At 63.9% G+C, this 26,442-nt stretch carries 23 protein-coding genes; 11 read left to right on the forward strand and 12 right to left on the reverse strand.

The window, feature by feature from the left end; translation table 11 throughout:
• Positions 1-244: 244 nt before the first annotated feature.
• The 7 genes from G7007_RS09810 (at position 245) to G7007_RS09840 (ending at position 8,227) form a co-directional block, all read left to right on the forward strand.
• Positions 245-556, forward strand: coding sequence for a DUF883 family protein (locus G7007_RS09810; protein ID WP_181101281.1), 312 nt, complete (start codon positions 245-247; stop codon positions 554-556).
• 9 nt (positions 557-565) lie between these two features.
• Positions 566-946, forward strand: coding sequence for a phage holin family protein (locus G7007_RS09815; protein ID WP_181101283.1), 381 nt, complete (start codon positions 566-568; stop codon positions 944-946).
• Positions 943-1,275: a hypothetical protein gene (locus G7007_RS09820; RefSeq protein WP_181101285.1), complete on the forward strand. Its 333-nt coding sequence runs from the start codon at positions 943-945 to the stop codon at positions 1,273-1,275. The genes G7007_RS09815 and G7007_RS09820 overlap by 4 nt, the downstream gene beginning before the upstream one ends.
• 58 nt (positions 1,276-1,333) lie before the next feature.
• Positions 1,334-2,665: a deoxyguanosinetriphosphate triphosphohydrolase gene (locus G7007_RS09825; RefSeq protein ID WP_181101287.1), complete on the forward strand. Its 1,332-nt coding sequence runs from the start codon at positions 1,334-1,336 to the stop codon at positions 2,663-2,665.
• Between the two features lie 272 nt (positions 2,666-2,937).
• Positions 2,938-3,558, forward strand: coding sequence for a response regulator transcription factor (locus tag G7007_RS09830; protein WP_181101289.1), 621 nt, complete (start codon positions 2,938-2,940; stop codon positions 3,556-3,558).
• A 7-nt stretch (positions 3,559-3,565) separates the two neighbouring features.
• Positions 3,566-7,243 (forward strand): transporter substrate-binding domain-containing protein, encoded by a 3,678-nt coding sequence (locus G7007_RS09835; RefSeq protein WP_181101290.1) that lies wholly within the window; start codon positions 3,566-3,568, stop codon positions 7,241-7,243.
• A 75-nt stretch (positions 7,244-7,318) separates the two neighbouring features.
• Positions 7,319-8,227, forward strand: coding sequence for a LysR family transcriptional regulator (locus tag G7007_RS09840; protein WP_181101292.1), 909 nt, complete (start codon positions 7,319-7,321; stop codon positions 8,225-8,227).
• Here G7007_RS09840 and G7007_RS09845 read toward each other — a convergent pair.
• On the reverse strand, positions 8,213-8,992 hold the full coding sequence (locus G7007_RS09845; protein ID WP_181101294.1) for a substrate-binding domain-containing protein: 780 nt from the start codon (positions 8,990-8,992) through the stop codon (positions 8,213-8,215). The two genes, G7007_RS09840 and G7007_RS09845, sit on opposite strands and share 15 nt — an antisense overlap.
• A 62-nt stretch (positions 8,993-9,054) precedes the next feature.
• Complete coding sequence (locus G7007_RS09850; RefSeq protein ID WP_181101296.1) at positions 9,055-10,356, reverse strand: MFS transporter; 1,302 nt, start codon at positions 10,354-10,356, stop codon at positions 9,055-9,057.
• Positions 10,357-10,708: 352 nt separating this feature from the next.
• Between G7007_RS09850 and G7007_RS09855 the strand changes: the two genes are divergently transcribed.
• Both G7007_RS09855 and dacB read left to right on the forward strand, forming a co-directional pair.
• Positions 10,709-11,053 (forward strand): YggL family protein, encoded by a 345-nt coding sequence (locus G7007_RS09855; RefSeq protein WP_181101297.1) that lies wholly within the window; start codon positions 10,709-10,711, stop codon positions 11,051-11,053.
• 218 nt (positions 11,054-11,271) lie between these two features.
• Entirely contained in the window at positions 11,272-12,702 is a 1,431-nt protein-coding gene (gene dacB / locus G7007_RS09860; RefSeq protein WP_181101299.1) for a D-alanyl-D-alanine carboxypeptidase/D-alanyl-D-alanine endopeptidase, read from the forward strand.
• 225 nt (positions 12,703-12,927) lie between these two features.
• Here dacB and rlmKL read toward each other — a convergent pair whose 3' ends face one another.
• A complete protein-coding gene (gene rlmKL, locus G7007_RS09865) occupies positions 12,928-15,120 on the reverse strand; it encodes a bifunctional 23S rRNA (guanine(2069)-N(7))-methyltransferase RlmK/23S rRNA (guanine(2445)-N(2))-methyltransferase RlmL (RefSeq protein WP_181101301.1) in 2,193 nt (730 codons plus the stop codon).
• A gap of 534 nt (positions 15,121-15,654) precedes the next feature.
• Between rlmKL and rmf the strand changes: the two genes are divergently transcribed.
• Positions 15,655-15,870: a ribosome modulation factor gene (rmf, locus tag G7007_RS09870; protein WP_085987436.1), complete on the forward strand. Its 216-nt coding sequence runs from the start codon at positions 15,655-15,657 to the stop codon at positions 15,868-15,870.
• A gap of 95 nt (positions 15,871-15,965) precedes the next feature.
• Here rmf and G7007_RS09875 read toward each other — a convergent pair whose 3' ends face one another.
• The 9 genes from G7007_RS09875 to ppsA all read right to left on the reverse strand — a co-directional run bounded on the left by G7007_RS09875 (position 15,966) and on the right by ppsA (position 25,374).
• Positions 15,966-16,988 (reverse strand): quinone-dependent dihydroorotate dehydrogenase, encoded by a 1,023-nt coding sequence (locus G7007_RS09875; RefSeq protein ID WP_181101303.1) that lies wholly within the window; start codon positions 16,986-16,988, stop codon positions 15,966-15,968.
• A 262-nt stretch (positions 16,989-17,250) separates the two neighbouring features.
• The gene (locus G7007_RS09880) at positions 17,251-18,294 is read right to left on the reverse strand and encodes an OmpA family protein (protein WP_181101305.1); all 1,044 of its coding nucleotides are present in this window, start codon (positions 18,292-18,294) and stop codon (positions 17,251-17,253) included.
• A gap of 109 nt (positions 18,295-18,403) precedes the next feature.
• Positions 18,404-18,994, reverse strand: a complete 591-nt coding sequence (sigX, locus tag G7007_RS09885) for an RNA polymerase sigma factor SigX (protein WP_181093700.1) — start codon at positions 18,992-18,994, stop codon at positions 18,404-18,406.
• A gap of 88 nt (positions 18,995-19,082) precedes the next feature.
• Positions 19,083-19,907, reverse strand: coding sequence for a mechanosensitive ion channel family protein (locus G7007_RS09890; protein ID WP_060394270.1), 825 nt, complete (start codon positions 19,905-19,907; stop codon positions 19,083-19,085).
• A 2-nt stretch (positions 19,908-19,909) separates the two neighbouring features.
• A complete protein-coding gene (locus G7007_RS09895) occupies positions 19,910-20,158 on the reverse strand; it encodes a hypothetical protein (RefSeq protein WP_060394271.1) in 249 nt (82 codons plus the stop codon).
• A gap of 126 nt (positions 20,159-20,284) precedes the next feature.
• Positions 20,285-21,286, reverse strand: a complete 1,002-nt coding sequence (locus G7007_RS09900) for a zinc transporter ZntB (RefSeq protein WP_181101306.1) — start codon at positions 21,284-21,286, stop codon at positions 20,285-20,287.
• A gap of 27 nt (positions 21,287-21,313) precedes the next feature.
• Positions 21,314-21,805: a ribonuclease E activity regulator RraA gene (rraA, locus tag G7007_RS09905; RefSeq protein ID WP_181101308.1), complete on the reverse strand. Its 492-nt coding sequence runs from the start codon at positions 21,803-21,805 to the stop codon at positions 21,314-21,316.
• Between the two features lie 105 nt (positions 21,806-21,910).
• On the reverse strand, positions 21,911-22,903 hold the full coding sequence (locus G7007_RS09910; RefSeq protein WP_181101310.1) for an alpha/beta fold hydrolase: 993 nt from the start codon (positions 22,901-22,903) through the stop codon (positions 21,911-21,913).
• A 95-nt stretch (positions 22,904-22,998) separates the two neighbouring features.
• The gene (ppsA, locus tag G7007_RS09915) at positions 22,999-25,374 is read right to left on the reverse strand and encodes a phosphoenolpyruvate synthase (RefSeq protein WP_181101312.1); all 2,376 of its coding nucleotides are present in this window, start codon (positions 25,372-25,374) and stop codon (positions 22,999-23,001) included.
• A 175-nt stretch (positions 25,375-25,549) separates the two neighbouring features.
• On the opposite strand from ppsA, the gene ppsR reads away from it, so the two are divergent.
• Entirely contained in the window at positions 25,550-26,368 is an 819-nt protein-coding gene (gene ppsR / locus G7007_RS09920; protein ID WP_181101313.1) for a posphoenolpyruvate synthetase regulatory kinase/phosphorylase PpsR, read from the forward strand.
• Positions 26,369-26,442: the final 74 nt, after the last annotated feature.

A 26,442-nucleotide genomic window follows, 5' to 3' on the forward strand; every position in this document is an offset into this window, starting at 1 on the left:
GCACCGTTTCAGTGCCAGCTCCGAACGGCGTCGGTGGGCACGGATGCAGTGGCAGGGCGGGCCGATGGCCGAACGGGGTGTCTCGTAAGGAGTGTGATCCCTGTGTGAACAACCATGCACGCATCCGGTGCGGCATCTACGATTTTGCGCAAGGACAAAGCAAAGGCTATACCAGGACCTTAGGCTGAACCTTCCAAGCGGTCCGAGACTCGAACCCTCCACACACCTTTTCAGGGAGACACGCATGACCACCTCGGTAAAGCAGGCACAAGACATCCTCAGGAACGATATCCAGGCGCTGATCCGTGACACCGAAAAGCTGCTGACCGACACCGCCGGCATCGCCGGTGACCAGGCGACCGAGCTGCGCGGGCAGATCGAAGAGCGCCTGCTGCAAGCCCGTCAGACCCTTGAGTCGACCCATGACACGGTACGCCAGCGTGGCGAAGAAGCCCTGTGCGTCGCCGATGACTACATCCGCGAAAAACCCTGGCAGGCGGTCGGCATTGCCGCCGGCGTCGGTCTGCTGATCGGTCTGTTGGCCAACCGCCGCTAAGGAACGTCCATGGATAAGGAAACAGTGGAGACCGGCAGTGCCACGACGGCCAGGCGCCTCGGCGCCTCCGTGCTCGGCCTGCTGCATGGTCATCTGGAACTGTTCGGCATCGAACTGCAGGAACAGAAGGCTCGCTCGCTGAGGCTGCTGTTGTTCGCAGGCCTGGGGCTGTTGTTCGCCCTGCTGCTGCTGTGCGCCCTGTCGGGCTTGCTGCTGGTACTGGTCTGGGACACCTATCGCCTGGCCGGCATCATCGGCCTGTGCGTCTTCTACGCCCTGGCCACGCTCGTCTGCGGCCTGCGCGTGAAGGCTGCCGTGTTCGACGAGTCGTCGCCGTTCCACGCCACCCTCGAAGAACTTGCCAAGGACCGGGAGCGCCTGTTGCCATGAGCCTGCCTACTCTTCCCGACTCACGCGATCCACGCGAACTGCGCAAGGCCTTGCTGCGTCTGCGCATGGAGATGCACCGCCAGGAGATCCGTCAGGAGACGTCCCATCTGCTGTCGCCGCTGCACCGCTTGCGCTCCATGGGCAGTTCGCTGCAAGGTGGCATGGGCTTGAACCACGCCCCACTGTGGGGCGTCAGTGCCGTCAGCGCCCTGGGCTTCCTGACGGGCAAGGGCATGCGGGGTGGCAAGCTGACGCGCCTGGTGCGCATCGGCGCCACCCTGATCCCGCTAGCGCGCCTGGTGCTTCAGGCGCGTCGCCAACGGCGCTGAACGTTGCACACGTGCCCTGTCGCGGGCAGCCAGACCCTTACCTGACCGGAGATAGACCTTGGACTGGCAGACTCTGCTGACCCGCGAACGCCTGGGCAAGGCCCTGTACAGCCCTGAGGAACTGGGCCGCAGCCCTTTCCACAAAGATCATGACCGCGTCATCTTCTCCGGCGCGTTCCGGCGCCTGGGCCGCAAGACCCAGGTCCATCCGGTGACCAGCAACGACCACATCCACACGCGCCTGACCCACTCGTTGGAAGTCAGCTGCGTGGGTCGTTCGCTGGGCATGCGTGTGGGTGAGACGCTGCGCGATGCCTTGCCCGACTGGTGCGCACCCAGCGACCTGGGCATGGTGGTGCAATCGGCCTGCCTGGCCCACGACATCGGCAACCCGCCGTTCGGCCATTCGGGCGAAGATGCGATTCGCCACTGGTTCCAACAGGCTGCCGGACGCGGCTGGCTGGACGACATGAGCGACGATCAGCGCGGCGATTTTCTCAATTTCGAAGGCAACGCCCAGGGCTTCAGGGTGTTGACTCAACTCGAGTACCATCAGTTCGAAGGTGGCATGCGCCTGACCTATGCCACCTTGGGAACGTACCTCAAGTACCCCTGGAGCGCGCGGCACGCCGACGCGCTGGGCTACAAGAAGCACAAGTTCGGCTGCTACCAGAGCGAGCTGCCGCTGCTGGAGCAGATCGCCGGACGGCTGGGCCTGCCGCAGCTCGACGAACAGCGCTGGGCGCGCCATCCACTGGTCTACCTGATGGAGGCTGCGGACGACATCTGCTACGCGCTGATCGACCTGGAGGACGGGTTGGAAATGGAGCTGCTGGGGTACGAGGAAGTCGAAGCCCTGCTGCTCAGCCTGGTGGGCGACGACCTGCCCGACACCTACCGTCAACTGGGTCCGAACGATTCGCGCCGGCGCAAGTTGGCCATCCTGCGCGGCAAGGCCATCGAGCACCTGACCAATGCGGCGGCACGTGCCTTCGTCGAACAGCAGTCGGCGCTGCTCGAGGGCCGCCTGAGCGGCGATCTGGTCGAGCACATGCACGGGCCAGCCAAGCAGTGCGTGCTGCAGGCCAAGGACGTGGCACGCAAGAAGATCTTCCAGGACAAGCGCAAGACGCTGCACGAGATCGGCGCCTACACCACGCTGGACATCCTGCTCAATGCCTTTTGCGGCGCGGCGCTGGAGCAGCACGGAGGTCGCTCGCCGTCGTTCAAGAGCCGCCGCGTGCTCGACCTGCTCGGCAACAACGCCCCTTCGCCCGACGGGTCGCTGCATGCGGCCTTTCTGCGCATGATCGACTTCATCGCCGGCATGACCGACAGCTACGCGAGCGAGATGGCGCGTGAAATGACCGGGCGCGCCAGCGGCGTGTAAGACGCGCCAGGCCTTTGCGCCTGCCCACGCCTCAGGTGGGCACCTGGCAGGCGACCGACACTGTGGCAGCCGGTCACACCCCCTCTACGATCGCCCTCCCATGGCGATGACTGTGCATTCGAATGGGTGGACTGGATCCGTATTTTGTAGTCTTAGCGATTTTCTGTTGTAGTCCATTTCCTAGATAACCTTTAAAGCCCGAACGCTCATGTCCGCCATCTGACAACTGAGCTAAGGTGCTGCCCTGCCTTCGACATCTATGGAAAGTTAATATGTATTCAGTCTTCATTGTCGATGACCATCCGGTCATTCGCCTGGCCGTTCGCATGTTGCTGGAAAACCAGAGTTACAAGGTCGTGGGTGAGTCCGACAATGGCGTGGATGCCATGCAGATGGTTCGCGAGTGCCGTCCGGACTTGGTCATTCTCGACATCAGCATCCCGAAACTGGATGGCCTGGAAGTCCTGTCGCGCTTTCAGTCCATGGCGCTGCCCCTGAAGGTGCTGGTGCTGACGGCCCAGTCCCCTGCCCTGTTCGCCGTGCGCTGCATGCATTCTGGCGCCGCCGGGTACGTCTGCAAGCAGGAAGACTTGAGTGAACTGTTGAGCGCCATCAAGGCGGTACTGTCTGGTTACAATTATTTCCCAAGCCAGGCCATCAATCCGGCCCAAGAAAGTGAGAGCCGTGACTTGGCGTTATTCAAGTTGGTGAATGACCGCGAACTCATGGTGTTACAACTTTTTGCACAAGGTCGCAGTAACAAGGAAATCGCTTCGGGCATGTTTCTCAGCAACAAGACGGTCAGCACCTACAAGAAGCGTCTCATGCAGAAGTTGAGAGCCGACTCGCTGGTCGAACTCATCGACATCGCCAAACGCAACGCTCTGGTCTGATCCGGTCATGCGTTGGTCTGTTGCACTGGTGTGCGTCGGGTGGCTGCTGACCGCGTGCCCGACCCTGCTGGCCGCCGACGACGTCACGCTGCTGACGCTGCTCGACCGGGGTCGACCGGTGCCCGTGAAGCTGATCTTGGATGCACAGCAGCGGCGCTGGATCGAAGAGCGTCGTGAATTGCGCCTCGGGACGTCCGCGCCTGATTACCCGCCCTTCGACATCACCTCCGGGGGACGGGATTACCAAGGGTTGACCGCCGACCATGCGGCGGTCCTGGGCGCAAGCCTGGGCATGCCGATCAAGGTCCTGCGCTTTGCGGATCGCCAGGCGGCGATCCAGGCCTTGAAAAATGGCCAGATCGACTTGCTGGGCAGCGCCAATGGCTACGAGGCGGCCTTTGCCGACGTGAGCCTTTCGGTACCGTATGCGACAGACCAGCCCGTGCTGGTGACGCGCGAAAACGAAAACCGGCCCCTGGACATGGGGCTGTCCGGTCTGCGCCTGAGCATGCTCTACCACTACCTGCCGTCGGCCGAGGTCCATGCAGCCTATCCCGGCGCCACGCTGCAGAGCCACCCTACGCCAGCCAGCGCTCTGAACGCCGTGGCCTTCGGGCAGGCCGACGTGTTCATCGGCGATACCATTTCCACGCTCTATCAGCTCAACCAGGGCCATTTGCCGAACCTGACGATGGCCAACTTCGGCAAGCATGAAGCGGTCGGCTTCGGTTTCGCACTGCGGCGCGACGACACGGTACTGCTGACGCTGGTCAACGCCGTCCTCTCCGGCCTGCCTGCGCTGACGCGCAAGGACATCTTCGAGCGCTGGAGCACGGGCAGCGACACCCTGATGACCGATCGCAAGCTGCAGCTCACGCCCCGCGAGGAGCGCTGGCTGCACGAACACCCGGTCATGCGCGTGGCAATCGACGAAACCGCCGCGCCGCTGACGTTCTTCGACAAGCACGACAATTTCCGTGGCATTGCCGCCGATCTCCTGGAGCTGATCCGCCTGCGTACCGGGCTGCGCTTCGAGGTCATACGGGCCACCGGCACCGAGGACATGGTGCGCCTGCTCAAGGAGGGCAAGGCCAACGTGATCGCCGCCATCGCCCATCCCGAGCGGCATGCCGACCAGTTGAGCGCCAGCCGTCCGTACCTGGAAACCTCCTACGTGCTGATCAGCAAGCAGGGCGAGCGACAGCCGGCTTCGCTGGACGACCTGGCCCATCGCAGACTGGCCATCCCGCGCGATACGCCGCTGGCCGAAAAGCTGGCCCAACGATACCCGCACATCCTGCAGAGCATCACCGACGGTACTCCCAAGGCGATCGCGCTGCTCAAGGACGGCCAGGTCGATGCCGTCGTCGCGTCCCTGGTCGACGCCAATCATGCCCTGGCCAACGATGCGGAGCTGCTCATGCGCACCACGGTCAGCGAAGCGCCAGCGGTGTTCTCGATGGCGACGCCCCTGCGCTGCAAGGAGCTGGCCCAGATTCTCGACAAGGCCTTGCTGAGCATCTCGCCCGAGGAGCTGGGCGTCATCAACAGTCGCTGGCGCGGCTACAGCCACCATGACGACACGCAGTGGCAGGCCTACCAGCGCATCGTCCTGCAGATCGTCGTCGGTACGCTGCTACTGCTGGTGCTGTCTTTGATCTGGAACACCCGGCTGCGACGCCAGATCGCCCAGCGCGAGCGGGCCGAGCGGGCCCTGAACGACCAGGTGGCGTTCATGCGCGCGCTGCTCGACGGCACCCCGCACCCGATGTACGTGCGTGACCGCGAAGGACGCATGCAGACCTGCAACCAGAGTTACCTGGATACCGTCCAGGCGAGCGCCGAGCAGGTCATCGGCAAGCGCCTGCAGGACAGCGTGATGAGCAACTGTGCCTACACGCGTCAGATCCAGGCCGACTACCTGAAGGTCCTGGAGCAGGCCAAGCCCCTGATCACCGATCGTCCCCTGCGCCTGAAGGATCGCGAGCTGACCATCTACCACTGGATCCTGCCCTATCGCGATTCGCTCGGGCAGGTTCAAGGCATCATCTGCGGCTGGATCGACATCAGCGATCGTCGCAAGCTGGTGCAGGACCTGAGTCTGGCCAAGCAGCGTGCCGACCAGGCCAACCGGGCCAAGAGCACGTTCCTGGCGACCATGAGCCACGAGATCCGCACCCCGATGAACGCCGTGCTCGGCATGCTCGAACTGGCGCTCAAGCATGCCGATCAGGGCCGCCTGGAGCGTGAAGCGATCGCCGTGGCGCACCGCTCCGCCAGGGACCTGCTCAAGCTCATTGGCGACATCCTCGATTTCGTCCGGATCGAATCCGGCCACCTGAGCTTGAGCCCGGAACCGGTTGCCGTGGCCGAACTGGTGGAAGCCGTGGCCAGCATGTTCGACGGGCTGGCACGGCAGAAGGGGCTGGCGCTGGAAGTGGACATCGCGGCCGACGCACGTTGTCATGCCCTGCTCGACCCGATGCGTTTCAAGCAGGTCCTGTGCAACCTGATCGGCAACGCCATCAAGTTCACCGATCATGGCCAGGTGCGCATCAGCATGCGCCGGCAGGCGGCCGACGATCCCGCGGCCACGCATTTGGAGCTGGAAGTGCGCGACAGCGGCATCGGCATTCACGAAGAAGACCTCAAACGCCTGTTCACCGCCTTCGCGCAAGTCGATCCGGACAGCGATCGCGCCCGTGCCGGGACGGGCTTGGGCCTTGCGATCAGCCAGGCCATCTGCCAGCTGATGGGTGCCAGCCTGACCATGGACAGCCTGCTCGGGGTCGGGACACGGGTCCGTCTGTCAGTGCCACTGCAGGCCGTCGAGCCGGCCTCCGCGCCCGATCCGGTCGTTCGCATCGAAACACCGGATGCACGCTTGCGCGTGCTGGTGGTGGACGATCATCCGGCCAATGTCCTGCTGCTGGGTCAGCAACTGGCCTTCCTCGGCGTCCCTCATCGAAGCGCGAGCCATGGGGAAGAAGGCCTCGCACTCTGGCGCAAGAACCTCTTCGATGTGCTGGTGGTGGATTGCAACATGCCGGTCATGAATGGCTATCAGCTGGCTCGGCGCATCCGTGAAGAGGAAGCCCGCACAGGACGTCCCCGTTGCACGCTTCTTGGCTACACGGCCAACGCCCAACCGGAGATTCTTCAACAGTGCCTGGAAGCCGGCATGGACGACTGCCTGTTCAAACCCATCGATCTACAGGCGCTGGGTCGGCGTTTGGCCCACATCGCTCCTTTGCCAGCACCTGCGCTGGTCGCCCGAATCGACCTGACGGGGCTGGACGCGATCGACGGCAACGATCCCCACGAGCGTCAGCGCCTGCTGGAAACCTTGCGACACTGCCTGCATCAGGACCTCCTCGGGCTGATGGCCGTCGACCCCGACACGCAGCGCGAGGCGCTGTCCGAGGTGGCACACAAGGTCCTCGGACCGGCACGCCTGCTGGGTGCCGACGCCTTGTGTGCGGCGTGCGAAGCGGTGCAGCGTGACGCACTGACGGCGACTTCGTTGCAACTCAGACGCCGCCGCCAGGCCCTGGCCCGGCACATGCGCCGGGTCGAGCGTGCCTTGCAAGGCATTCTCCAGGCGCACGTCGGGCCGACGCCCTCCCACACCGCGCATGGTTCGCATGCCTCGGTCGACGGGTCGCTTGGGATCGGCAACGCTTAGCGCGTATAGTGGCGCACTCCGAGGACTCGCCTGCGAAGGCGGGCCTTCGTTCTCCGACCTCACTGCGGCGCCCCGATGTCCTTGAATTTCGACCTCAACGATCTGCAGGCCTTTCGCGCTGTCGTCGAGAACGGCAGCTTTCGCAAGGCTGCCGAAGCCATCCGCATCACCCAGCCTGCGCTCAGCCGACGCATCGAGAAGCTCGAGACCGCGCTGAACGTGAAGCTCTTCGAGCGCACCACGCGCCGGGTCAGCCTGACCACGGTCGGCCGGGCGTTCCTGCCCCAGGCCGAGCGCGTGCTGGACGAGGTGGACCTGGCGCTGATGACGATCGGCAACAAACGCTCGTCGCGCATCGGCAGCGTCACCATCGCCTGCGTCCCCTCGACGGCCTATTACTTCATGCCGACCGTGGTCAGTGCCTTCCATCAGGCGTACCCGAACATCGTGGTGAAGCTCCTGGATGCCAGCGCCAATGACGTGAACACGGCCGTGGCGTGCGGCGAAGCCGATTTCGGGGTCAGCTTCAGCGGCAACCTGGCGCCTGAGGTGGATTTCGAGCTGCTGTTGCAGGAACGTTACGTGATCGCCTGTCGCAAGGATCACGTGCTGGCCGACCGGGAGCAGGTCAGCTGGGCGGAAATGTTCACCCATGCGCACATCGGGCTGGACGAAACGTCGGGCAACCGGCTCTTGATGGACCAGGCGTTGGTGAACGTGCAACCCGCGCGGCCCAGTATCTGCCTCACTCGCCACGTCACCACCATGCTCGGCCTGGTGGAAGCAGGCCTGGGCATTGCCCCGGTACCGTCCATCGCGATGCCCGTCGGCGAGCATCCGTTGTTGAAAAGCATCCCGTTGATCGAGCCTGAGGTGTTCAGGAACGTTGGTCTGATCCAGCGTCGCGGCCGTACGCTGACCCCGGCTGCACTCGACCTGATCGAGCGCATCCGGGACATGCGGCGGCACTCAGCGAGCGACTGAATCCAGTCCGGTGGCGCGCACGGCATTTTGGACCTCGGGCGAGGCCAGATAGCGCAGCAAGGCCTTGGCCTGCGTCGGATGCTCGGCATTCACCGGGATACCGGCGGCGAATCGCGTGACCGACTGTACGCTCTCGGGAATCTTGCCGGCGAACGTCACGCCCGGCACCGGCAGCAGCTCGGCCACCTGCTGAAAGCCCAGTTCGTAGTCGCCTTGGGCCACGCGGGAAGCCACCGGTGTCTTCTCGACCATCGTGCTCTTGCCACGCATCGACGGCTCGATACCCAACGTCTTGAACAATTTATCCTGGATGTACACACCACTGGCGCTGTCGGAATACGCCACCGACTTGGCCTTCAGCAGCGCCGACGTAAGTTCGGCATCGGTACCGATCGCAGGCTTCGGCGCGCCGGCCTTGACCACCATGCCGATGCGCGAATCGGCCAGCTCGACCCGCGAGGCAGGGTCGACCTTGCCTTGCTTGATCAGTTCGTCGAGCGCATAGCCGACCATGATCACCACGTCCGCGTGCTCGCCGCGCGCCAGGCGATTGGGGATCGCTTCAGGCGCCTTGCCCATCGAAGGGCCCAACACCGTCGTCAAGGTATCGCCGCTCTTGGCCGCGTAGCCAGGGCTCAACGCCTTGTAGGCGGCAGTGAAGCCGCCGGAGGTCATCACGGTCAGGTGCTCGGCATGCGCCGTGGCGCTCAGGGCGACCAGGCTGGCGAATGCCAGGCTCTTGCTGGACAGGAGGAACGGTTTCATGGGGCTTGACTCGCTCGATGCCGAAAGGCCCGGCGCAGACGCGCCGGGGATGAAATCGCCGATTACACGGCCAACTGCGGACGCAGGGCCAGACGGCGGTACAGGACCAAGGTGGCGCACAAGGCGCAGACCGCTGCGAACGTCACCCAGTAGGCAGGCGCGGCCTTGTCGCCAGTGGTGTGGATCAGCCAGGTGGACATGGCCGGGGTGAAGCCGCCGAACAGCGCGGTGGCCAGGCTGTAGGCAAGGGAGAACCCGGCGACCCTGACTTCGACCGGCATGATTTCGGTCAGCGCCGGAATCATCGCGCCGTTGTAGAGCGCATACAGGCACGAGAACCACAGCAGCACTTCGAGCATGTGGCCGAAGCTCGGCGCCTGGGCCAGGAACGACAGCGCGGGATACGCCGTGAAAATGGTCAGCACCGTCATGGCTACCAGCATGGGCTTGCGGCCGAAGCGGTCGCTCAGCATGCCGCCGATCGGCAACCAGATGAAGTTGGACACCCCGACCAGCAATGTCACCAGCAAGGCGTCGGTGGTGCTGAGGTTGAGCACGGTCTTGCCGAAGGTCGGTGCGTACACGGTGATCAGGTAGAAGGCGCTGGTGGTCATGGCCACCATGAGCATGCCGGCCAGCACCGTGCGCCAGTTCTGCGCCAGGGTGCCGACCACTTCACGCATGCTCGGGCGATGGGCACGCTGGGCGAATTCCTCGGTTTCCTGCAGATTGCGGCGCAGCAGGAAGATGAAGGGAATGATCATGCAACCCACGGCGAACGGAATGCGCCAGCCCCATTCGGCGACCTGCGCAGGGGCCATTCCCTGGTTCAAGGCGTACCCCAGCGCGGCCGCGACGATGATCGCCACCTGTTGGCTACCGGACTGCCAGCTGGTGTAGAACCCCTTGCGCCCCGGCGTGGCCATTTCGGCCAGGTAGACGGACACGCCGCCCAGCTCCGCACCGGCGGAGAACCCTTGCAGCAGCCGCCCCAGCAACACGAGCGCAGGCGCCCACAGGCCGATGCTCGCATAGCCGGGCACCAGCACGATGAGCAAGGTGCCACTGGCCATGATCGACAGGGTGACGATCAACCCTTTGCGGCGCCCGACATCGTCGATGTAGGCGCCCAGGACGATGGCACCGAGCGGACGCATCAGGAAGCCGGCGCCGAACACCGCGAAGGTCATCATCAGCGAGGCGAATTCGCTGGATGCGGGGAAGAAGGCCGAGGCGATCTGCGTGGCGTAGAAGCCGAACAGGAAGAAGTCGAATTGTTCGAGGAAGTTGCCCGAGGTGACTCGGAACACCGCTGCGGCGCGAGAGCGCCCAGAGGCCGCGGCAGGGGCGGACGAGGATGACATGGCTAATTCTCCAGCGATTTTATTGATTGCTTGTTCGCTTACGTAGGGTCAGTGTGCTTGACACATCTTGAAACGATAAGTGATTTGTTTTCATACATTGATGCACATGAATTATCAATGGCCCGGCGAGCGCATGGGTGTGAATCCACCCTCTCTGGGACAAAACGCGTCGAATCATGCAGTTAGAAGGTTCTGGGAAAACGCCTTTGATGCGCAAAGCGAGGGCAATTGGTGCGACCGCTCACCGCTACCGCCGACGTCCCCCAGGGCCTTCGCCTTCATGCGCGTAAGCACGCACTGAGATCGCGAAGCTGGTAGACTGCGCGGCGTTATTACCTAAGAGGATTGTTTCATGGCCACTAACCGCTCCCGTCGTCTGCGCAAGAAACTGTGCGTGGACGAGTTCCAGGAATTGGGCTTCGAGCTGAACCTGGGCTTCAAGGAAGATCTGGATGATCAGGCGATCGATGCATTCCTCGATGCGTTCCTGACCGAAGCCATGGATGCCAACGGCCTGGATTACGTCGGCGGCGACGATTTCGGCCTGGTCTGCCTGGCTGAGCGTGGCTCGGTCACCGAAGCGCAACGTGCTGCCGTCGAAGCCTGGCTCAAGGGCCGCTCGGAGCTGACCAAGATCGACATCAGCCCGCTGCTGGACGCCTGGTACCCGGAAAAGCCGATCAACTCGGCCTCCTGAGACCGCACCGACGAGGGCCAGCATCTGCTGGCCCTTTTCTTTAGGCCCGCCAGATCCTGCCAGGGGCCAGGGACAGCGCACGGCCCCTTTGTCACGCTTTTACGCCGAACGTGACGCAAGGTTGCTCAGGCTTGGGGCATAATGCGCACGTTTCGTATTCAGGGCCATCACCTGTACAGCCCTTGTATTCCACCCTTCGCGCGCAGGGTCACTTCATCATGTTCAACTCGTTTCGCCCGCTGCTGCTCGCCAGCCTGCTGCTGCCACTGGCATGTCCCCTCCAGGCCGCTCCGGTCAACACCACCCTCTCACCCAAGGTTCAACAGGCGCTCAAGACCAACAAACTGCAGGACTCGGCCCTCTCGCTGGTGACCATTCCGCTCGATGGACCCGGCACCTCCACCGTGTTCAATGCCGATGTATCGGTCAACCCCGCCTCGACCATGAAGCTGGTGACCACTTACGCGGCGCTCGAGCTGCTGGGGCCGACCTTTCAGTGGAAGACCGAGTTCTTCACCGACGGCACGCTCAACAACGGTGTGCTCAACGGCAACCTCTACCTTAAAGGCGGCGGCGACCCCAAGCTGAACATGGAAAAGCTCTGGCTGCTGATGCGCGACCTGCGGGCCAATGGCGTGCGGACCATCACCGGCGACCTGGTGCTCGACCGCAGCCACTTCGTGCAGCCCAACCTGCCCCAGTTCGACGACGATGGCGGCGACCTGAACAAGCCCTTCCTGGTCAAGCCCGACGCCTTAATGGTCAACCTCAAGGCGCTGCGGTTCGTCGCGCGCAATGACGGTGGCACCGTGTCGGTCTCGGTCGAGCCGCCCATCGCCAAGATCCGGGTCGACAACCAGGTCAAAGCCGTGGCTTCGCGCCAGTGCACGGGCGACGTGCGCTACAGCCCAGTCACCGACGCCGACGGCGTCACCGTGACGATCACCGGCCAGCTCGGCGAGGGCTGCAACTCGCAGACCTACCTGTCGCTGCTCGATCACCCCACCTACACCGCAGGCGCGGTCCGGGCGATCTGGAGCGAACTGGGCGGCGTCATCCAGGGGCGTGACCGGGTGGAGAACGTACCCAAGAGCGCACGCCTGCTGGCCCGGGCCTTTTCTCCGGACCTGGTCGAGGTCATCCGCGACATCAACAAGTACAGCAACAACACCATGGCCCAGCAGCTGTTCCTGAGCATCGGCGCGCAGTTCCGCACGGATGCCGACGGCGACGATGCCCGGGCTGCGCAACGGGTGATCCGCCAGTGGCTGGCCCGCAAGGGCATCACCTCGCCGCACCTGGTGATGGAGAACGGGTCGGGGCTGTCACGGGCCGAACGGGTCAGCACCCGCGAGATGGCAGCGCTGCTGCAGGCCGCCTGGAAGAGCCCCTACGCTGCCGAGTTCATGAGTTCGATGCCCCTGGTGGGCATGGACGGGACCATGCGCAAGCGCTTGAAGCGCACCGCCATGATGGGCGAAGGCCACATCAAGACCGGCACGCTCAATACGGTCCGGGCGATCGCCGGTTTCAGTCGGGACGACAACGGCACGACCTGGGCGGTCGCCGCGATCCTGAACGATCCCAAGCCATGGGGCGCCGGGGCGATTCTGGATCAGGTGCTGCTGGACCTGCGGCGTCAGCCGTAGGCCGCACCGGACGCGACCGGCGTCACGCCCTGGCGCGTGACGTCGGGGTGCCTGGCCTCGGTAGCGTGCCTGCTTCTTCGGTGTCGGTGAAGTCTGGCCTGATACAGGGCGCGGTTGATGCCACGGGCCCTCTGGGCCCGCAGGTGCAGTCGAGAATCGGCATGCACTTCTGTGCGACCACACCACGATCAAAGCGCCGGCCTCGCGCCAGCGCCCTGCCCCCCTTCAGCGCAGTGTCAAACGCCAGGCCCGGTGGATCTTGCCATTGCGGGCGAAGTCCGGATCCAGGGTCTGTGCGCTGATCTCTTCGACGCCATAACGCTCTGCCAGGTTGGCATCCAGCTCGAAACGACGGAAGTTGTTGGAGAAATACAGCACGCCTTCGGGCGCCAATCGCGCCATGGCCAGGTCGAGCAGCTCGACATGGTCGCGCTGGATGTCGAATATCCCTTCCATGCGCTTGGAGTTGGAGAAGGTCGGCGGATCGATGAAGATCAGGTCGAAGGTATCCCGCGCGTTCTGCAACCAGGCCATCACGTCACCCTGCTCGAGCCGATGCTTGTCGGAGAAGCCATTGAGCGAGAGGTTGCGACGCGCCCAGTCCAGGTAGGTCTTGGACAGGTCGACGCTGGTGGTGCTGCGCGCCCCGCCCTTGGCCGCATGGGCGGTGGCCGTCGCGGTGTAGCAGAACAGGTTGAGGAAGCGCTTGCCGGCGGCTTCGCGCTGGATCCGCATGCGCATGGGTCGGTGATCGAGGAACAGCCCGGTGTCGAGGTAGTCGGTCAGGTTGACCAGCAGCTTGACGCCTCCTTCGGCCACCTCCAGGAACTGCCCTTGGGTGGCCTGGCGTTCGTACTGACGCGTGCCGCTCTGGCGCTCGCGACGCTTGAGCATCACGCGTTCCTGAGCCACGCCCAGCGCCCGCGGAATCGCGGCCAGCACGTCCAGTAGACGCGCCTGGGCTTTCTCGGGATCGATGGAACGCGGCGCAGCGTACTCCTGCACGTGCACCCAGTCCTTGTACAGATCGACCGCCACGGCGTATTCCGGCATGTCGGCATCGTACAGGCGGTAGCACTCGACCTGCTCGCGACGCGCCCACTTGCCCAGCTGCTTGAGGTTCTTCTGCAGGCGGTTGGCGAACATCTGCGCGCCCTCGCTCAGGCGAGCCGCTTCGACGGTGGCGGCCGGTACGTGCTGCCCAGGTTCGACCTCGGTGTCGGCCGTGCGGCGCTCACCGGTGACGAACTGGTCAAGCTGGACCTTGATCAGCAGCAGCTTGCACGGCAACGCGCCGTTCCAGAACGCGTACTGTTTGTGGCTGCGCAGCCCCATGCGCTTGCCCAGCTCGGGCGCGCCAGTGAACACCGCCGCTTCCCAGCCCATGCAGGCCTGACGCAGGCGCTCGCCCAGGTTCTGGTAGAGGTAAAGCAGGCTGGCCTCGTCGCCCAGGCGTTCGCCATACGGCGGGTTGCTGATGACCAGGCCCTTCTGGTTCTGGTCGGGCCGCGGCTCGAACGTGCCGACCTCGCCCTGGTAGATCTTGATCCAGTCGCTCAACCCGGCGCGCTCGACGTTGTTGCGCCCCGGCTGAATCAGCCGTGGATCGGCTTCGTAGCCGCGAATCCACAGCGGCGGCTTGGCCAGGCCTGCGGCAGCACGGGCGACGGCTTCGTCATGGACCTTGCGCCACAGCGCCGGCACATGGCCGAGCCAGGCGCTGAAGCCCCAGCGTTCGCGCTTGAGGTTGGGTGCAATGTCGGCGGCGATCATGGCGCCTTCGACCAGGAAGGTACCGACACCGCACATCGGGTCGGTCAGGGCGCCACCGGCGGCGGCGATGCGCGGCCAGCCCGCACGAATCAACACTGCTGCCGCCAGGTTCTCCTTGAGCGGCGCTGCACCCTGCTGCAGGCGGTAGCCACGCTGGTGCAGGCTGTGCCCGGACAGGTCCAGCGACAGGATCGCCTCGCCACGGTCGAGCCGCAGGTGCACGCGCACGTCCGGGTTGAGCTTGTCGATCGACGGACGCAGCCCGTCGCGATTGCGCAGGCGGTCGACGATGGCGTCCTTGACCTTCAACGCGCCGAAGTGGGTGTTGTCGATGCCTGAGCCATGGCCGCTGAATTCGACGGCCAGCGAGCCATCGGCCGCCAGGTGATCCTGCCAGTCCACGCCTTGCACGCCGTGGTACAGGTCCTCGGCGTTGTTCATGGAGAAGCGCTCGAGCACCAGCAGCACACGGTTGGCCAGGCGCGACCACAGGCAGAGCCGATAAGCCGTTTCCATGTCGGCCGAGCCACGGATGGCGGAGGTATGCTCGCGCACCTCCAACAGCCCCAATGTGCGCGCTTCTTCGGCGAGCAGGCCTTCCAGGCCCTTGGGGCAGGTGAGATAAAGTTCGTGACGGTCCGACATGAGTAGTCCAATGCCTATGCTGGCGGTTGCGCAGAGCCAGACGCGCACGTCTGGCCCCTGTTTACCCGAAGGCGTTCGAACGACCCTCGGAACAAGCGGCTTGCCCTGCAAGCCCATGGCACCCAACGCACTGGCACAAGGCCATTTGAACGTCAGGCACACTTAAAAATTCGGTTCACGGTGTTTCCATCATGACCCTTCGTCGTGTTTCAGACGACCGATCCAGTGTGACACGGATCCAGGCCCTTCGGTGCATCGCATGGCGCAAAGCCCTGCTGCTGCTGGGTCTGCTTCGGATAAAGATGCGAAGCATTTCCCTGCTTATCCCTTCATATCATCAAAGATGACGTACTTATGACAAATCGATCATTCCCAGGACCATGAGCATTGGTTAGAACTGGGGCCAGTCGCCTCAGGACGAGACGACGCCCCTGGCTCGCGACGCCGGCAGCGAGCGCATTACCGGCAGACCCAGTCTGCCCGGCCTCCAGGAGGCCGACGGGACCTACAGTCAACAAGTGAGGGAAGTACCCTATGAGAAGACTTAAGCGTGATCCGTTGGAAAGAGCATATTCACGTGGCTACCAGTACGGGGTCACCGGCAAATCCCGCGAACTTTGCCCGTTCAGTCTGGCTCCAGTGCGTCAGGCCTGGATCAACGGCTGGCGCGAAGGACGCGGCGACAACTGGGACGGTTTGACCGGCACCGCAGGTATCCATCGACTCAACGAGAATCATGCCGTTGGCTGAATGAGGTTATGACTCCACCCACATGACGCGCCCAGTGGCGCGATGGGCTGATGCCCGAGGGGCCCCTTGCAGGGGCCCTTTTTCATGGGCGACGATCAGCGACGCAGCGCAGCGATCGCGTCCACCGACTCGCGAATCAGCGACGGGCCTTTGTAGATGAAACCTGAATAGATCTGCACCAGGCTGGCACCGGCCGCGATCTTTTCCGCGGCGTGCCGCCCTTCGGTGATGCCGCCAGCCGCGATGATCGGCATCTTGCCTGCCAGTTCACCCGCCAGCACCTTGACCGTGTGCGTACTCTTGTACAGCACCGGCGCGCCGGACAGCCCTCCTGCTTCGCCTGCGAACGGCAAGCCTTCGACGCCTTCACGGCCCAGGGTGGTGTTGGTGGCGATGACCGCATCCATGCCCGTTTCAAGCAATGTCGCAGCGACCAGCGCGGTCTCTTCGTCGGTCATGTCCGGGGCAATCTTGATGGCCAGCGGCACACGGCGGCCATGCGTCTGCGCCAGTTGCTCGCGGCGTGTCGCCAAGGCCTCGAGCAGTTGTTTGAGCGAGTCGCCGAACTGCAAGGTGCGAAGGCCCGGTGTGTTGGGCGAGCTGACGTTGACGGTGATGTAGCTGGCGTCGGCGTAGACCTTGCTCAGACCGATCAGGTAATCGTCGACCGCACGCTCGACCGGTGTGTCGGCGTTCTTGCCGATGTTGATGCCCAGGACGCCGCTGAACTGCGCCGCGCGCACGCGGGCCAGCAGGTGATCGACGCCCAGGTTGTTGAAGCCCATGCGGTTGATGATCGCCGTGGCCTCGGGCAGACGGAACAGACGCGGCTTGGAGTTGCCCGGCTGTGGCCGTGGCGTGACGGTGCCGATTTCGACGAAGCCGAAGCCCAGCTGGCCGAACCCGTCGATGGCTGCGCCGTTCTTGTCCAGCCCTGCCGCCAACCCGACCGGGTTGGGGAAGTCCAGGCCCATCACCGTAACCGGCAAGGCCGAAGGCTGCTTGCACAGCTTGCCATTGAGCCCCAGGCGGCCACCGGCCCCGATGAGGTCCAGAGACAGGTCGTGGGAGGTTTCCGGGGAAAGCTTGAACAGCAGCTGGCGGGCCAGGTTATACATGGGCAGGCAAGACTCGACGTGAGTGAGAGGGCGATTATAGCCAGCCCCTGGCGTGGGCGACAGGGTATCTGCGCGCGTGACGGTCATCTTCGGTGCCCACGGGGCGTGAACACGGCTGAACGGACACAGGCTTTCCGCCGAGACGCCCGCACTCAACGAGGCGGGAGTGGTTGTACCACCGAAAGCGAGACGCGGCCTTGCACCGGCGTCAGAAACGGAAAAACCCGGCCGGAGCCGGGTTTTTCGTCAAGCATCAGACCAATTACTTGGCTTGAGCTTCGACCTGAGCTTCAACGCGACGGTTGACAGCACGGCCTTCTTCGGTAGCGTTGTCAGCAACCGGACGGCTTTCGCCGTAGCCAACCGAATCAACACGGCTGGACTCTACGCCGTACTGCTGGGTCAGCACTTGCTTGACAGCGTTGGCACGACGCTCGGACAGCTTCTGGTTGTAAGCGTCTGGACCGACGGAGTCAGTGTGACCTTCCACGGTGGTGGTGGTCTGTGGGTACTGCTTCATGAAGTCAGCCAGGTTCTTGATGTCGCCGTAGCTGTTTGGCTTCACGACCGACTTGTCGAAGTCGAACTTGACGTCCAGCTCAACACGAACGACTTCGGCAACGGCTGGGCAGCCATCGGCATCAACGGTGACGTTGGCCGGGGTGTCCGGGCACTTGTCGACGTTGTCGCACACGCCGTCGTTGTCGCTGTCGGTGCAGACGTCAGCGACTGGCGCTGGCGCAACAGGAGCCGATTCAGCGGTTTTCGGGCTGCCACCGAAGTTCAGGCCGACGCCGACGCTTGGTGCCCACTCGGTGTCACCCTGGTCGATGTTGTACTGAGCTTCAACGCCTGCACGGGCGTAGAACATGTCGGTGATGTACCACTTGGCACCTGCACCCAGGTTGGCGAAGGTGGAGTGGTCACGACCGCCACGGCCGGTCTGACCCAGGCTCTGGTGCGAGAAACCAGCCGACACGTACGGACGGATGGCGTCGTACGGGTTGTTGAAGTGGTAAACGGCGTCCAGGGCAGTGTTGGAGCCCTTGATGTTCTTGCCGTCGTCGCCACGAGCGTTGTGGACTTCGTCGTAACCCAGACGCAGTTCAACGTCGTCGGTCAGGAAGTAGCCGACCGAACCACCGAACAGGTTGCCGTCGTTTTTGAAGTCGCGCTGGCTGTCGAAGAATTCTTTCTTGTAGAAGATTTCAGTTTCGACGGCGCCTTGGCCTTGTGCCATAGCGCCAATCGAAGTGGCGGCTACGAGCGAACCAATGGCCAAGCCCAAGGTGTTTTTCAGTTTCATCCGTTAAATCCCCATCTGGTGATAGTTAAGCCGCCTACCCTGCAGCAGTAGAACGGCTTGGTGGCCAGTCTAGCAGACTCGCCGGTGCGTTAGAGAACCCTGCACGCGACTAAGTTTCAGCCCCACCCGCAAATTTTTCCCTTAATTTGTCGAGTGCGCGCTTGTACCGCATCTTCGTCGCGCTCAAGCCCATGTGCATGATATCTGCGATTTCCTGGAATTCCAGTTCTGCAACGAAGCGCAGCACCAGAATTTCCCTGTCGATCGGGTTGACGTGGACCAACCAGCGGTCCAGCCCGCCCTTTTCCTCGGCCTTCGGCGCCTTGTCCTCGGAGGCCTCTTCGAGAGGGTCCAAGCTCAAGGCATCCATCAGCCGGCGCTTGCGGCGCTCCTTTCGGTACTGGGTGATGCACTCGTTGTAGGTGATGCTGTAGAGCCAGGTCTTGAACTTCGATTTCCCCTCGAAATTCTTCAGGCCGTACAGCACTTTCAGCATCACTTCCTGACAGACATCGTCGGCGTCCCGGTCGTTCCCGAGATAACGCGCGCAGACGTTGAACAGGGTGCGCTGGTAACGCCGCATGAGTTCTTCATAGGCGCGGGTCACGTGAAACAGCTCCTCATGCGAACGCGCCACCAGCTCCTCGTCGGAGAGTGCGTGGGGGTCATAGCGCATGGGCAGCGGATGAGCTTTATTCAACACGAATCTGGCCGACAGTCAGGACAATGTCGCCGCGCGGCCCAGGGGCCCGTTTTCGCGGCGGCATACAGTAACAGCTTTTCGACGGTCAGCGGCGACTGACGTGTCGCTCGAGCAGCTCGCGGTTGGACACCGAGACCAGCTCCCCCTCGTCGGTCAGCAGCGTGGTCTTGACCGTGCCGATCTCCTCGATCTGCCCTTCGACCTCGCCAATCCGCACCTCTTGCCCGACCTGGAACAGTTCGCGCACGTAGATCCCGGCCATGATCTGACCGGCGATCTCACGGCTGCCCAGGCCCATGGCCAGGGCAACGGCCAGACCAACGGTAATCAAACCGATGACGATGACATGGTTGAGCAGGTCGGTCTTGACCTCCAGCTGGCTGATCGCCACCGAAATGCTGATCAGGATCACCAGCCCCTGGGCGATGCGTCCGACGCCGGCGGCGTACTCCAGCCCGATGCCTTCGGCTGCGCCACGCGTCAGGCCGTTGACCAGTTGTGCCAACAGGACACCGGCCAGCAGCACGATGGCGGCGCCGAAGACCTTCGGCAGGTACAGCGCCAGCATGTCCAGGGTCGAGGAAACGCGCTCCAGGCCCAGCGACTCGGCGGCCGAGACCAGGAAGATGAGCAGCACGAACCAGTAGACGATCTTGCCGATCAGGGTCGAGATCGGCACCTGGATGCCGACCCGGCCGAGCATCTTGGTCAAGCCGGTACCACTCATCAGGCGATCCAGGCCGAGCTTGGCCAGCAGCTTGGACAACAGGGTGTCGAGCAGCTTGGCGACGACGAAGCCCAGCAGCACCACGACCAGCGCACCGAACAGGTTGGGGATGAAGTTAGCCACCTTGGTCCAAAGAGCGGTCATGGCAGTGACCAGGCTCTGGGTCCACAGATCGAGTTCCATATTCAGTCGGCCTTATCAGCGTTGCCAGCGGCAGGAGTGCGACGCACCGGCGCGACATGCGCCGAGCCATTGTTGATGGCGATCATCAGGCCCTGGACGCAACGGCCCAGCAGCGAGAACAGATCGCCCGCACCGACCTGACGGTTGGCGGTTTTGAGAACACGACCCAGGCAGGCGGCGTCGTCTCGGTCCTTGCCGGACGGCGACGCCTTGAGCAGGTCGCGCAGGGATTCTTCAAACGGATCGTGCATGGGCACCTCGCGCAATGTGAGTCAAAGACGAGGCTGCCGGGGCATCGGTCACACCCGCCAGGTGGCTAAATGTGTCGAACGATGCCGTCGCGCCTCCTCCATACGCTGCCGCGCAGGACCCGTCGGTCATGGTTCGGTCCAGCGCAGCTTGCGGAACAGCCACCATTGACCGACGGCCAAGGCGAGCACCAGCAGGCTGGCATAGAGGAACCCGTGCGGGTTGTCGGCCCCCGGGATGCCGCCAACGTTGATCCCCAGCAGGCCGGTGAGAAAACTCATCGGCAGGAAGATACAGGTGATGATGCCGAAGCGGTACATGGTCATGTTCATGCGCTCGCTGCGCCGACGGTCCTCGCTCTCCAGCAGCAGCGCCGCCCGCTCCCGGGTCAGCTCGAGCTCCTCGAGGTGGCGGATCAGGCTGTTGCTCAGCTCGTTCCAGTAGTCCAGGTCGCTGTCGGCGAACCAGCTCCACTTGTGCCGGGCCAGCTGCGCATAGATGTCACGCTGCGGCGCCAGGAAACGCCGCAGCGCAGCCGCCCGACGGCGGATCTGTTGCAGGCTGCCATGAGCCGGCGTGTAGCGCTCGTCGGCGTCGACCCGCTCTTCTTCGTCATCGACCCGCTCGCTGAGATCGGCGATCAGCGCCTGGACCTTGTCGGTCAACAGCTCGCCCATCACCAGCAGCAGCTCGGCGGCACTCTTGGGCCCACGCCCCTCGGCCAGTTGCTGCAGTAATTCGTCGCTGGCGCGCAAAGGGCGCAGGCGCAGCGAAATGACGCGGCGTGCATCGGCGAAGATGCGCACCGACACCATGTCTTCCGGCTCGGCCCCTGGGTTCAGGTTGACCCCGCGCAGGAACAGCAGCAGCTGTTCCTGCGCCTGCGGCAACAGACGCGGACGGGTGTTCTCCTCCAGCAGCAGCTCGGTGGCGAACTCGCTCACGCCACTGTCGCGCAGCAGCCATTCGCGGGTCTGCGGGTGACCGCGGTCCCAGTGCAGCCAGAGGCTTTCTTCCGGCTGCAGGTGCAGCCCGTGCAGTTCAGTGCGGGCGATCGGACGCGCGCCGCCCTGGCCATCGAGCACCAGGGCATGCACCAGGCCCCACTGGGCGTTTTCTTCCTCGAACATTGCTGCTCCAACGACGCCCGCGGCACGTCACTCCGGCATGCGCAACGGGCTGGGGGATACGATCACGCCGTTGTTGTCGGCGTACAGATAGTGGCCGGGGTGAAACGTCACGCCCGCGAACGTGACGGGTACATCGATGTCACCCAGGCCCCGCTTTTCGGTCGCCAGCGGATGGCTGGCCAGCGCCTGCACCCCGACGTCGGTCTGTGCCAGCGCATCCACGTCACGCACGCAACCGTAGATCAGCAGGCCTGCCCAGCCATTCCTGGCGGCCTTGGCAGCGAGCATGTCGCCCAGCAACGCACGGCGCAGCGAACCGCCGCCATCGACGACCAGCACCCTGCCCTCGCCGGGCTGCTCGACCTGCTCACGGACCTTGGAGTTGTCCTCGAAACACTTGAGGGTGACGATCGGCCCGCCGAAGGAGTCGCGCCTCCCGAAGTTGCTGAACATGGGTTCCAGCACCTGGATCAGGTCCGGGTAGGCATCGCACAGGTCGGGCGTCAGGTAATGCTGCATGGCACACTCCTTTCAATCGCGGGGCTGTCGAGGGAACGCTCCGACACTCGTCGGCGCGGGCCTGAGCGATCATCCGTCAGGCTCGCCACCGGGTCAAATCGATGTTCAGCCCGCCACCGCCTCGCCCAGCGGCGCCACAGGCTCGGGCAAGAGTGTGTCCGGGCGCTCGAGCCACTGACGCACCAGCGGCCAGACCTGCACCTGGGCCTCCTTACTCACCAGCATCTCGACATGCCCCAAGGCCGCGAAGCCAGGCTCCTGCCCCAGGCACAGGAAGCGCTTGCGCGTGCTGCCCAGCTGGTCGAACAAGGCCTGGCAGGCCCAGGCCGGGTCCTGGGTATCGGTGCGACTGGTCACCGCCAGCACCGGCACCTCGACCTGCGCCAGGCCTGCCCACCAGTCGTGCTTGCCCTCGCCGAAGCGGCCGAACAGCCCATGCCAGCGCATCACCTCGATGGCCAGCCCTACCGGCTCGTCTTCAGGTCCGCGCTTCAGACGCGGCCCCGACACCTGCCCATAGCGCTTGAGTACGCGACGGGCGAACCACTCCACCAGCGGCACCTTCAACGCCCAGGAAAAATGGCTGACCTGGGTGCCAAACAGCGCGGCGCTGGCCACTTGGCTGGCGGACAGGTGTCCACCGCCCAGGGCGGCTGCCAGGGTGATGCCACCCAGGGAGTGGGCCACCCAGTGCGGCACTTGCCCGGACTGCTCCTGGACGAAGGCGGCGATCGCCGGCAGGTCTTCACGGGCGTAGTCCGCCACGCGGTTATCGCGCCACTGACGGTTGCGCGGCGACAAACCATGGCCGCGCATCTCGGGGATCCAGACATCGAACCCGGCGCGAACCAGGAACGCGCCCAGGCCGACACCCTTGGGCGAGAACCAGAAGCGTCGGTTGGAGAAGCTGCCGTGCAGCAGGATCACCGGCACGCCGCTCGCCTGTGCTTCACTGGCCAGGCCCAGGCGGGTTACGGCCAGCTCGACCGACGGGTCCGACCCGGTGCCGGCCTTGATGCGGTAGATGTCTTCGCTGAGGTCGCCGCGTCGCTCGGCACTGAGCAACGCCACGGGAAACAGGGTACTGCTGCTTTGCATAGGGTACTTGTACGAAAAAGGGCAAGACTCATCGCTGAGCCTCGCCCTGGACAATCCACACACGGACGTGCCAGGCACGTCCGCGCCTCATCGCATCACACGGCGCCCTGGTTTTCTGCCAGGAAGAACCAGGTCTCGAGCACCGAGTCCGGGTTCAGCGACACGCTTTCGATGCCCTGCTCCATCAGCCACTTGGCCAGGTCCGGGTGGTCCGAAGGCCCCTGACCGCAGATGCCGATGTACTTGCCGGCCTTGTTGCAGGCGGCGATGGCATTGGCCAGCAGCTTCTTCACCGCCGGGTTACGCTCGTCGAACAGGTGCGCAATGATACCCGAATCGCGGTCCAGGCCCAGGGTCAACTGGGTCAGGTCGTTGGAGCCGATCGAGAAGCCGTCGAAGTACTCGAGGAACTCGTCGGCCAGCAGGGCATTGGATGGCAGCTCGCACATCATGATCACGCGCAGACCGTTGTCGCCACGGGCCAGGCCGTTTTCGGCGAGCAGGTCGACGACCTGGCTGGCCTCGCCCAGGGTACGCACGAACGGCACCATGATCTCGACGTTGGTCAGGCCCATCTCGTTGCGCACGCGCTTCAGGGCACGGCACTCGAGTTCGAAGCAGTCACGGAACGATTCGCTGATGTAGCGCGAGGCACCGCGGAAGCCCAGCATCGGGTTTTCTTCTTCCGGCTCGTACAGCTTGCCGCCGATCAGGTTGGCGTATTCGTTGGACTTGAAGTCCGACAGGCGCACGATGACTTTTTTCGGGTAGAACGCCGCAGCCAGGGTGCTGATGCCCTCGACCAGTTTCTCGACGTAGAAGCCCACCGGGTCGTCGTAGCCGGCGATGCGCTTGTCGACGCTGTCCTTGAGCTCCGGCGGCAGGCCGGCGTAGTTCAACAGCGCCTTGGGGTGCACGCCGATCATGCGGTTGATGATGAATTCCAGACGCGCCAGGCCGACCCCGGCGTTGGGCAGCTGGGCGAAGTCGAAGGCACGGTCCGGGTTGCCGACGTTCATCATGATCTTGAACGGCAGCTCGGGCATGGCATCGACCGAGTTCTGCTTGATGTCGAAGCCCAGTTCGCCTTCGAAGATGTAGCCGGTGTCGCCTTCGGCGCAGGACACGGTCACACCCTGGCCGTCCTTGAGCAGCTGGGTGGCGTTGCCGCAGCCCACCACCGCCGGGATGCCCAGCTCGCGGGCGATGATCGCCGCATGGCAGGTGCGCCCGCCGCGGTTGGTGACGATGGCGCTGGCGCGCTTCATCACCGGCTCCCAGTCCGGGTCGGTCATGTCCGAGACCAGCACGTCGCCGGGCTGGACCTTGTCCATCTCCGACACGTCCTTGATCACCCGCACCTTGCCGGCGCCGATGCGCTGGCCGATGGCCCGGCCTTCGACCAGCACGGTGCCCTTCTCCTTGAGCAGGTAGCGCTCCATGACGTTGGCGCTGGCGCGGCTCTTCACCGTCTCGGGGCGCGCCTGGACGATGTACAGCTGACCATCGTCGCCGTCCTTGGCCCATTCGATGTCCATCGGCCGCTGGTAATGCTGCTCGATGATCATCGCCTGTTTGGCCAGCTCGGCGACTTCGGCATCGCTCAGGCAGAACCGGGCGCGCTCGGCGCGATCGACGTCGACGGTCTTGACCGAACGACCGGCCTTGGCTTCGTCGCCGTAGATCATCTTGATGGCCTTGCTGCCCAGGTTGCGGCGCAGGATCGCCGGGCGACCGGCCTGCAGGGTGGCCTTGTGCACGTAGAATTCATCCGGGTTGACCGCACCCTGGACCACGGTTTCGCCCAGGCCGTAGGCGCCGGTGATGAACACCACGTCACGGAAGCCCGACTCGGTGTCGAGGGTGAACATCACGCCGGCGGTGCCGGTTTCCGAGCGGACCATGCGTTGCACGCCGGCGGACAGGGCCACCAGCTTGTGGTCGAAGCCCTGGTGCACACGGTAGGCGATGGCGCGGTCGTTGAACAGCGAGGCGAAGACTTCCTTGGCGGCGCGGATGACGTTGTCGACGCCACGGATGTTGAGGAAGGTCTCCTGCTGGCCGGCGAAGGAGGCGTCCGGCAGGTCTTCGGCGGTGGCCGAGGAGCGCACGGCCACGGCCATGTTGTCGTTGCCGCCGGCCATCTCGGCGAAGGCGCTGCGGATCTCGGCGTCCAGGCGTGGCGGGAACTCGGCGTCCATGACCCACTGGCGGATCTGCGCGCCGGTCTGGGTCAGGGCATTGATGTCGTCGACGTCCAGGGCATCGAGGGCGGCGTGGATACGATCGTTCAGGCCACTCTGCTCGAGGAAGTCGCGGTAGGCCTGAGCCGTAGTGGCGAAGCCGCCTGGCACCGAGACACCGGCCCCGGCGAGGTTGCTGATCATCTCGCCCAGGGAGGCGTTCTTGCCCCCTACGTGCTCCACATCATGGACGCCGAGCTTATCGAGGGAAACTACGTACTCTACCAAGGTGATCTCTCCACTGATTGTTTTGGAAAAGCGGGATGTGCTCGAGCCTCGACGAAGGCGGGGCCGAGCCTGTGTAGTCCTGACCTGGAAAATAAGTGAAACTGTCGACCGCTGCATACGACAAAACGAACTTATCATATCCCACGCGCGTCATCAGCCAAGGTCCAGGGTGCCCATGAAGCGAACCGCATTCTTTATTTCCGACGGCACCGGCATCACGGCCGAGACCCTGGGTCAGAGCCTGCTGGCCCAGTTCGATACCATTCCCTTCAACAAATTCACCCGCCCGTACATCGATACCCTCGACAAGGCACGGGCCATGGTCCAGCAGATCAACGCCGCCGCCGAGCGCGATGGGGTCCGACCGATCATCTTCGACACCATCGTCAACCAGGACATTCGTGAGGTCCTGGCCACGTCCAACGGCTTCATGATCGACATCTTCTCGACCTTCCTCTCGCCCCTGGAGCAGGAACTGACCGCGCACTCGTCGTATTCGGTGGGCAAGTCGCACTCCATCGGCGGCAACTCCAACTACATGGAGCGCATCGAGGCGGTGAACTTCGCCCTGGACAACGACGATGGCGCCCGTACTCACTACTACGACAAGGCGGACCTGATTCTGGTGGGTGTGTCCCGTTGTGGCAAGACCCCGACCTGCCTGTACATGGCCATGCAGTTCGGCATCCGCGCGGCCAACTACCCGCTGACCGAGGACGACATGGAGCGCCTGCAGTTGCCGACGGTGCTGAAGAAATACCAGCACAAGCTGTTCGGCCTGACCATCGACCCCGACCGACTGACCGCGATCCGCCACGAGCGCAAGCCCAACAGCCGGTACTCGAGCTTCGCCCAGTGCGAGTTCGAGGTGCGGGAAGTGGAAAGCCTGTTCCGACGGGAGAACATCGCGCACATCAATTCGACGCATTTTTCGGTCGAGGAGATTTCGGCGAAGATCCTGGTGGAGAAAGGGGTGGAGCGGCGGTTCAAGTGAGGGTGGGGCAAGAGTTCACAGATAGGTTGTGTTAGAAAGTCCAGGGGCCGCGTGGCGGCCCCAAGCTTTACCCG

The organism is Pseudomonas entomophila (genome assembly GCF_013523125.1).
GTDB classification, from domain to species: Bacteria; Pseudomonadota; Gammaproteobacteria; order Pseudomonadales; family Pseudomonadaceae; genus Aquipseudomonas; species Aquipseudomonas entomophila_B.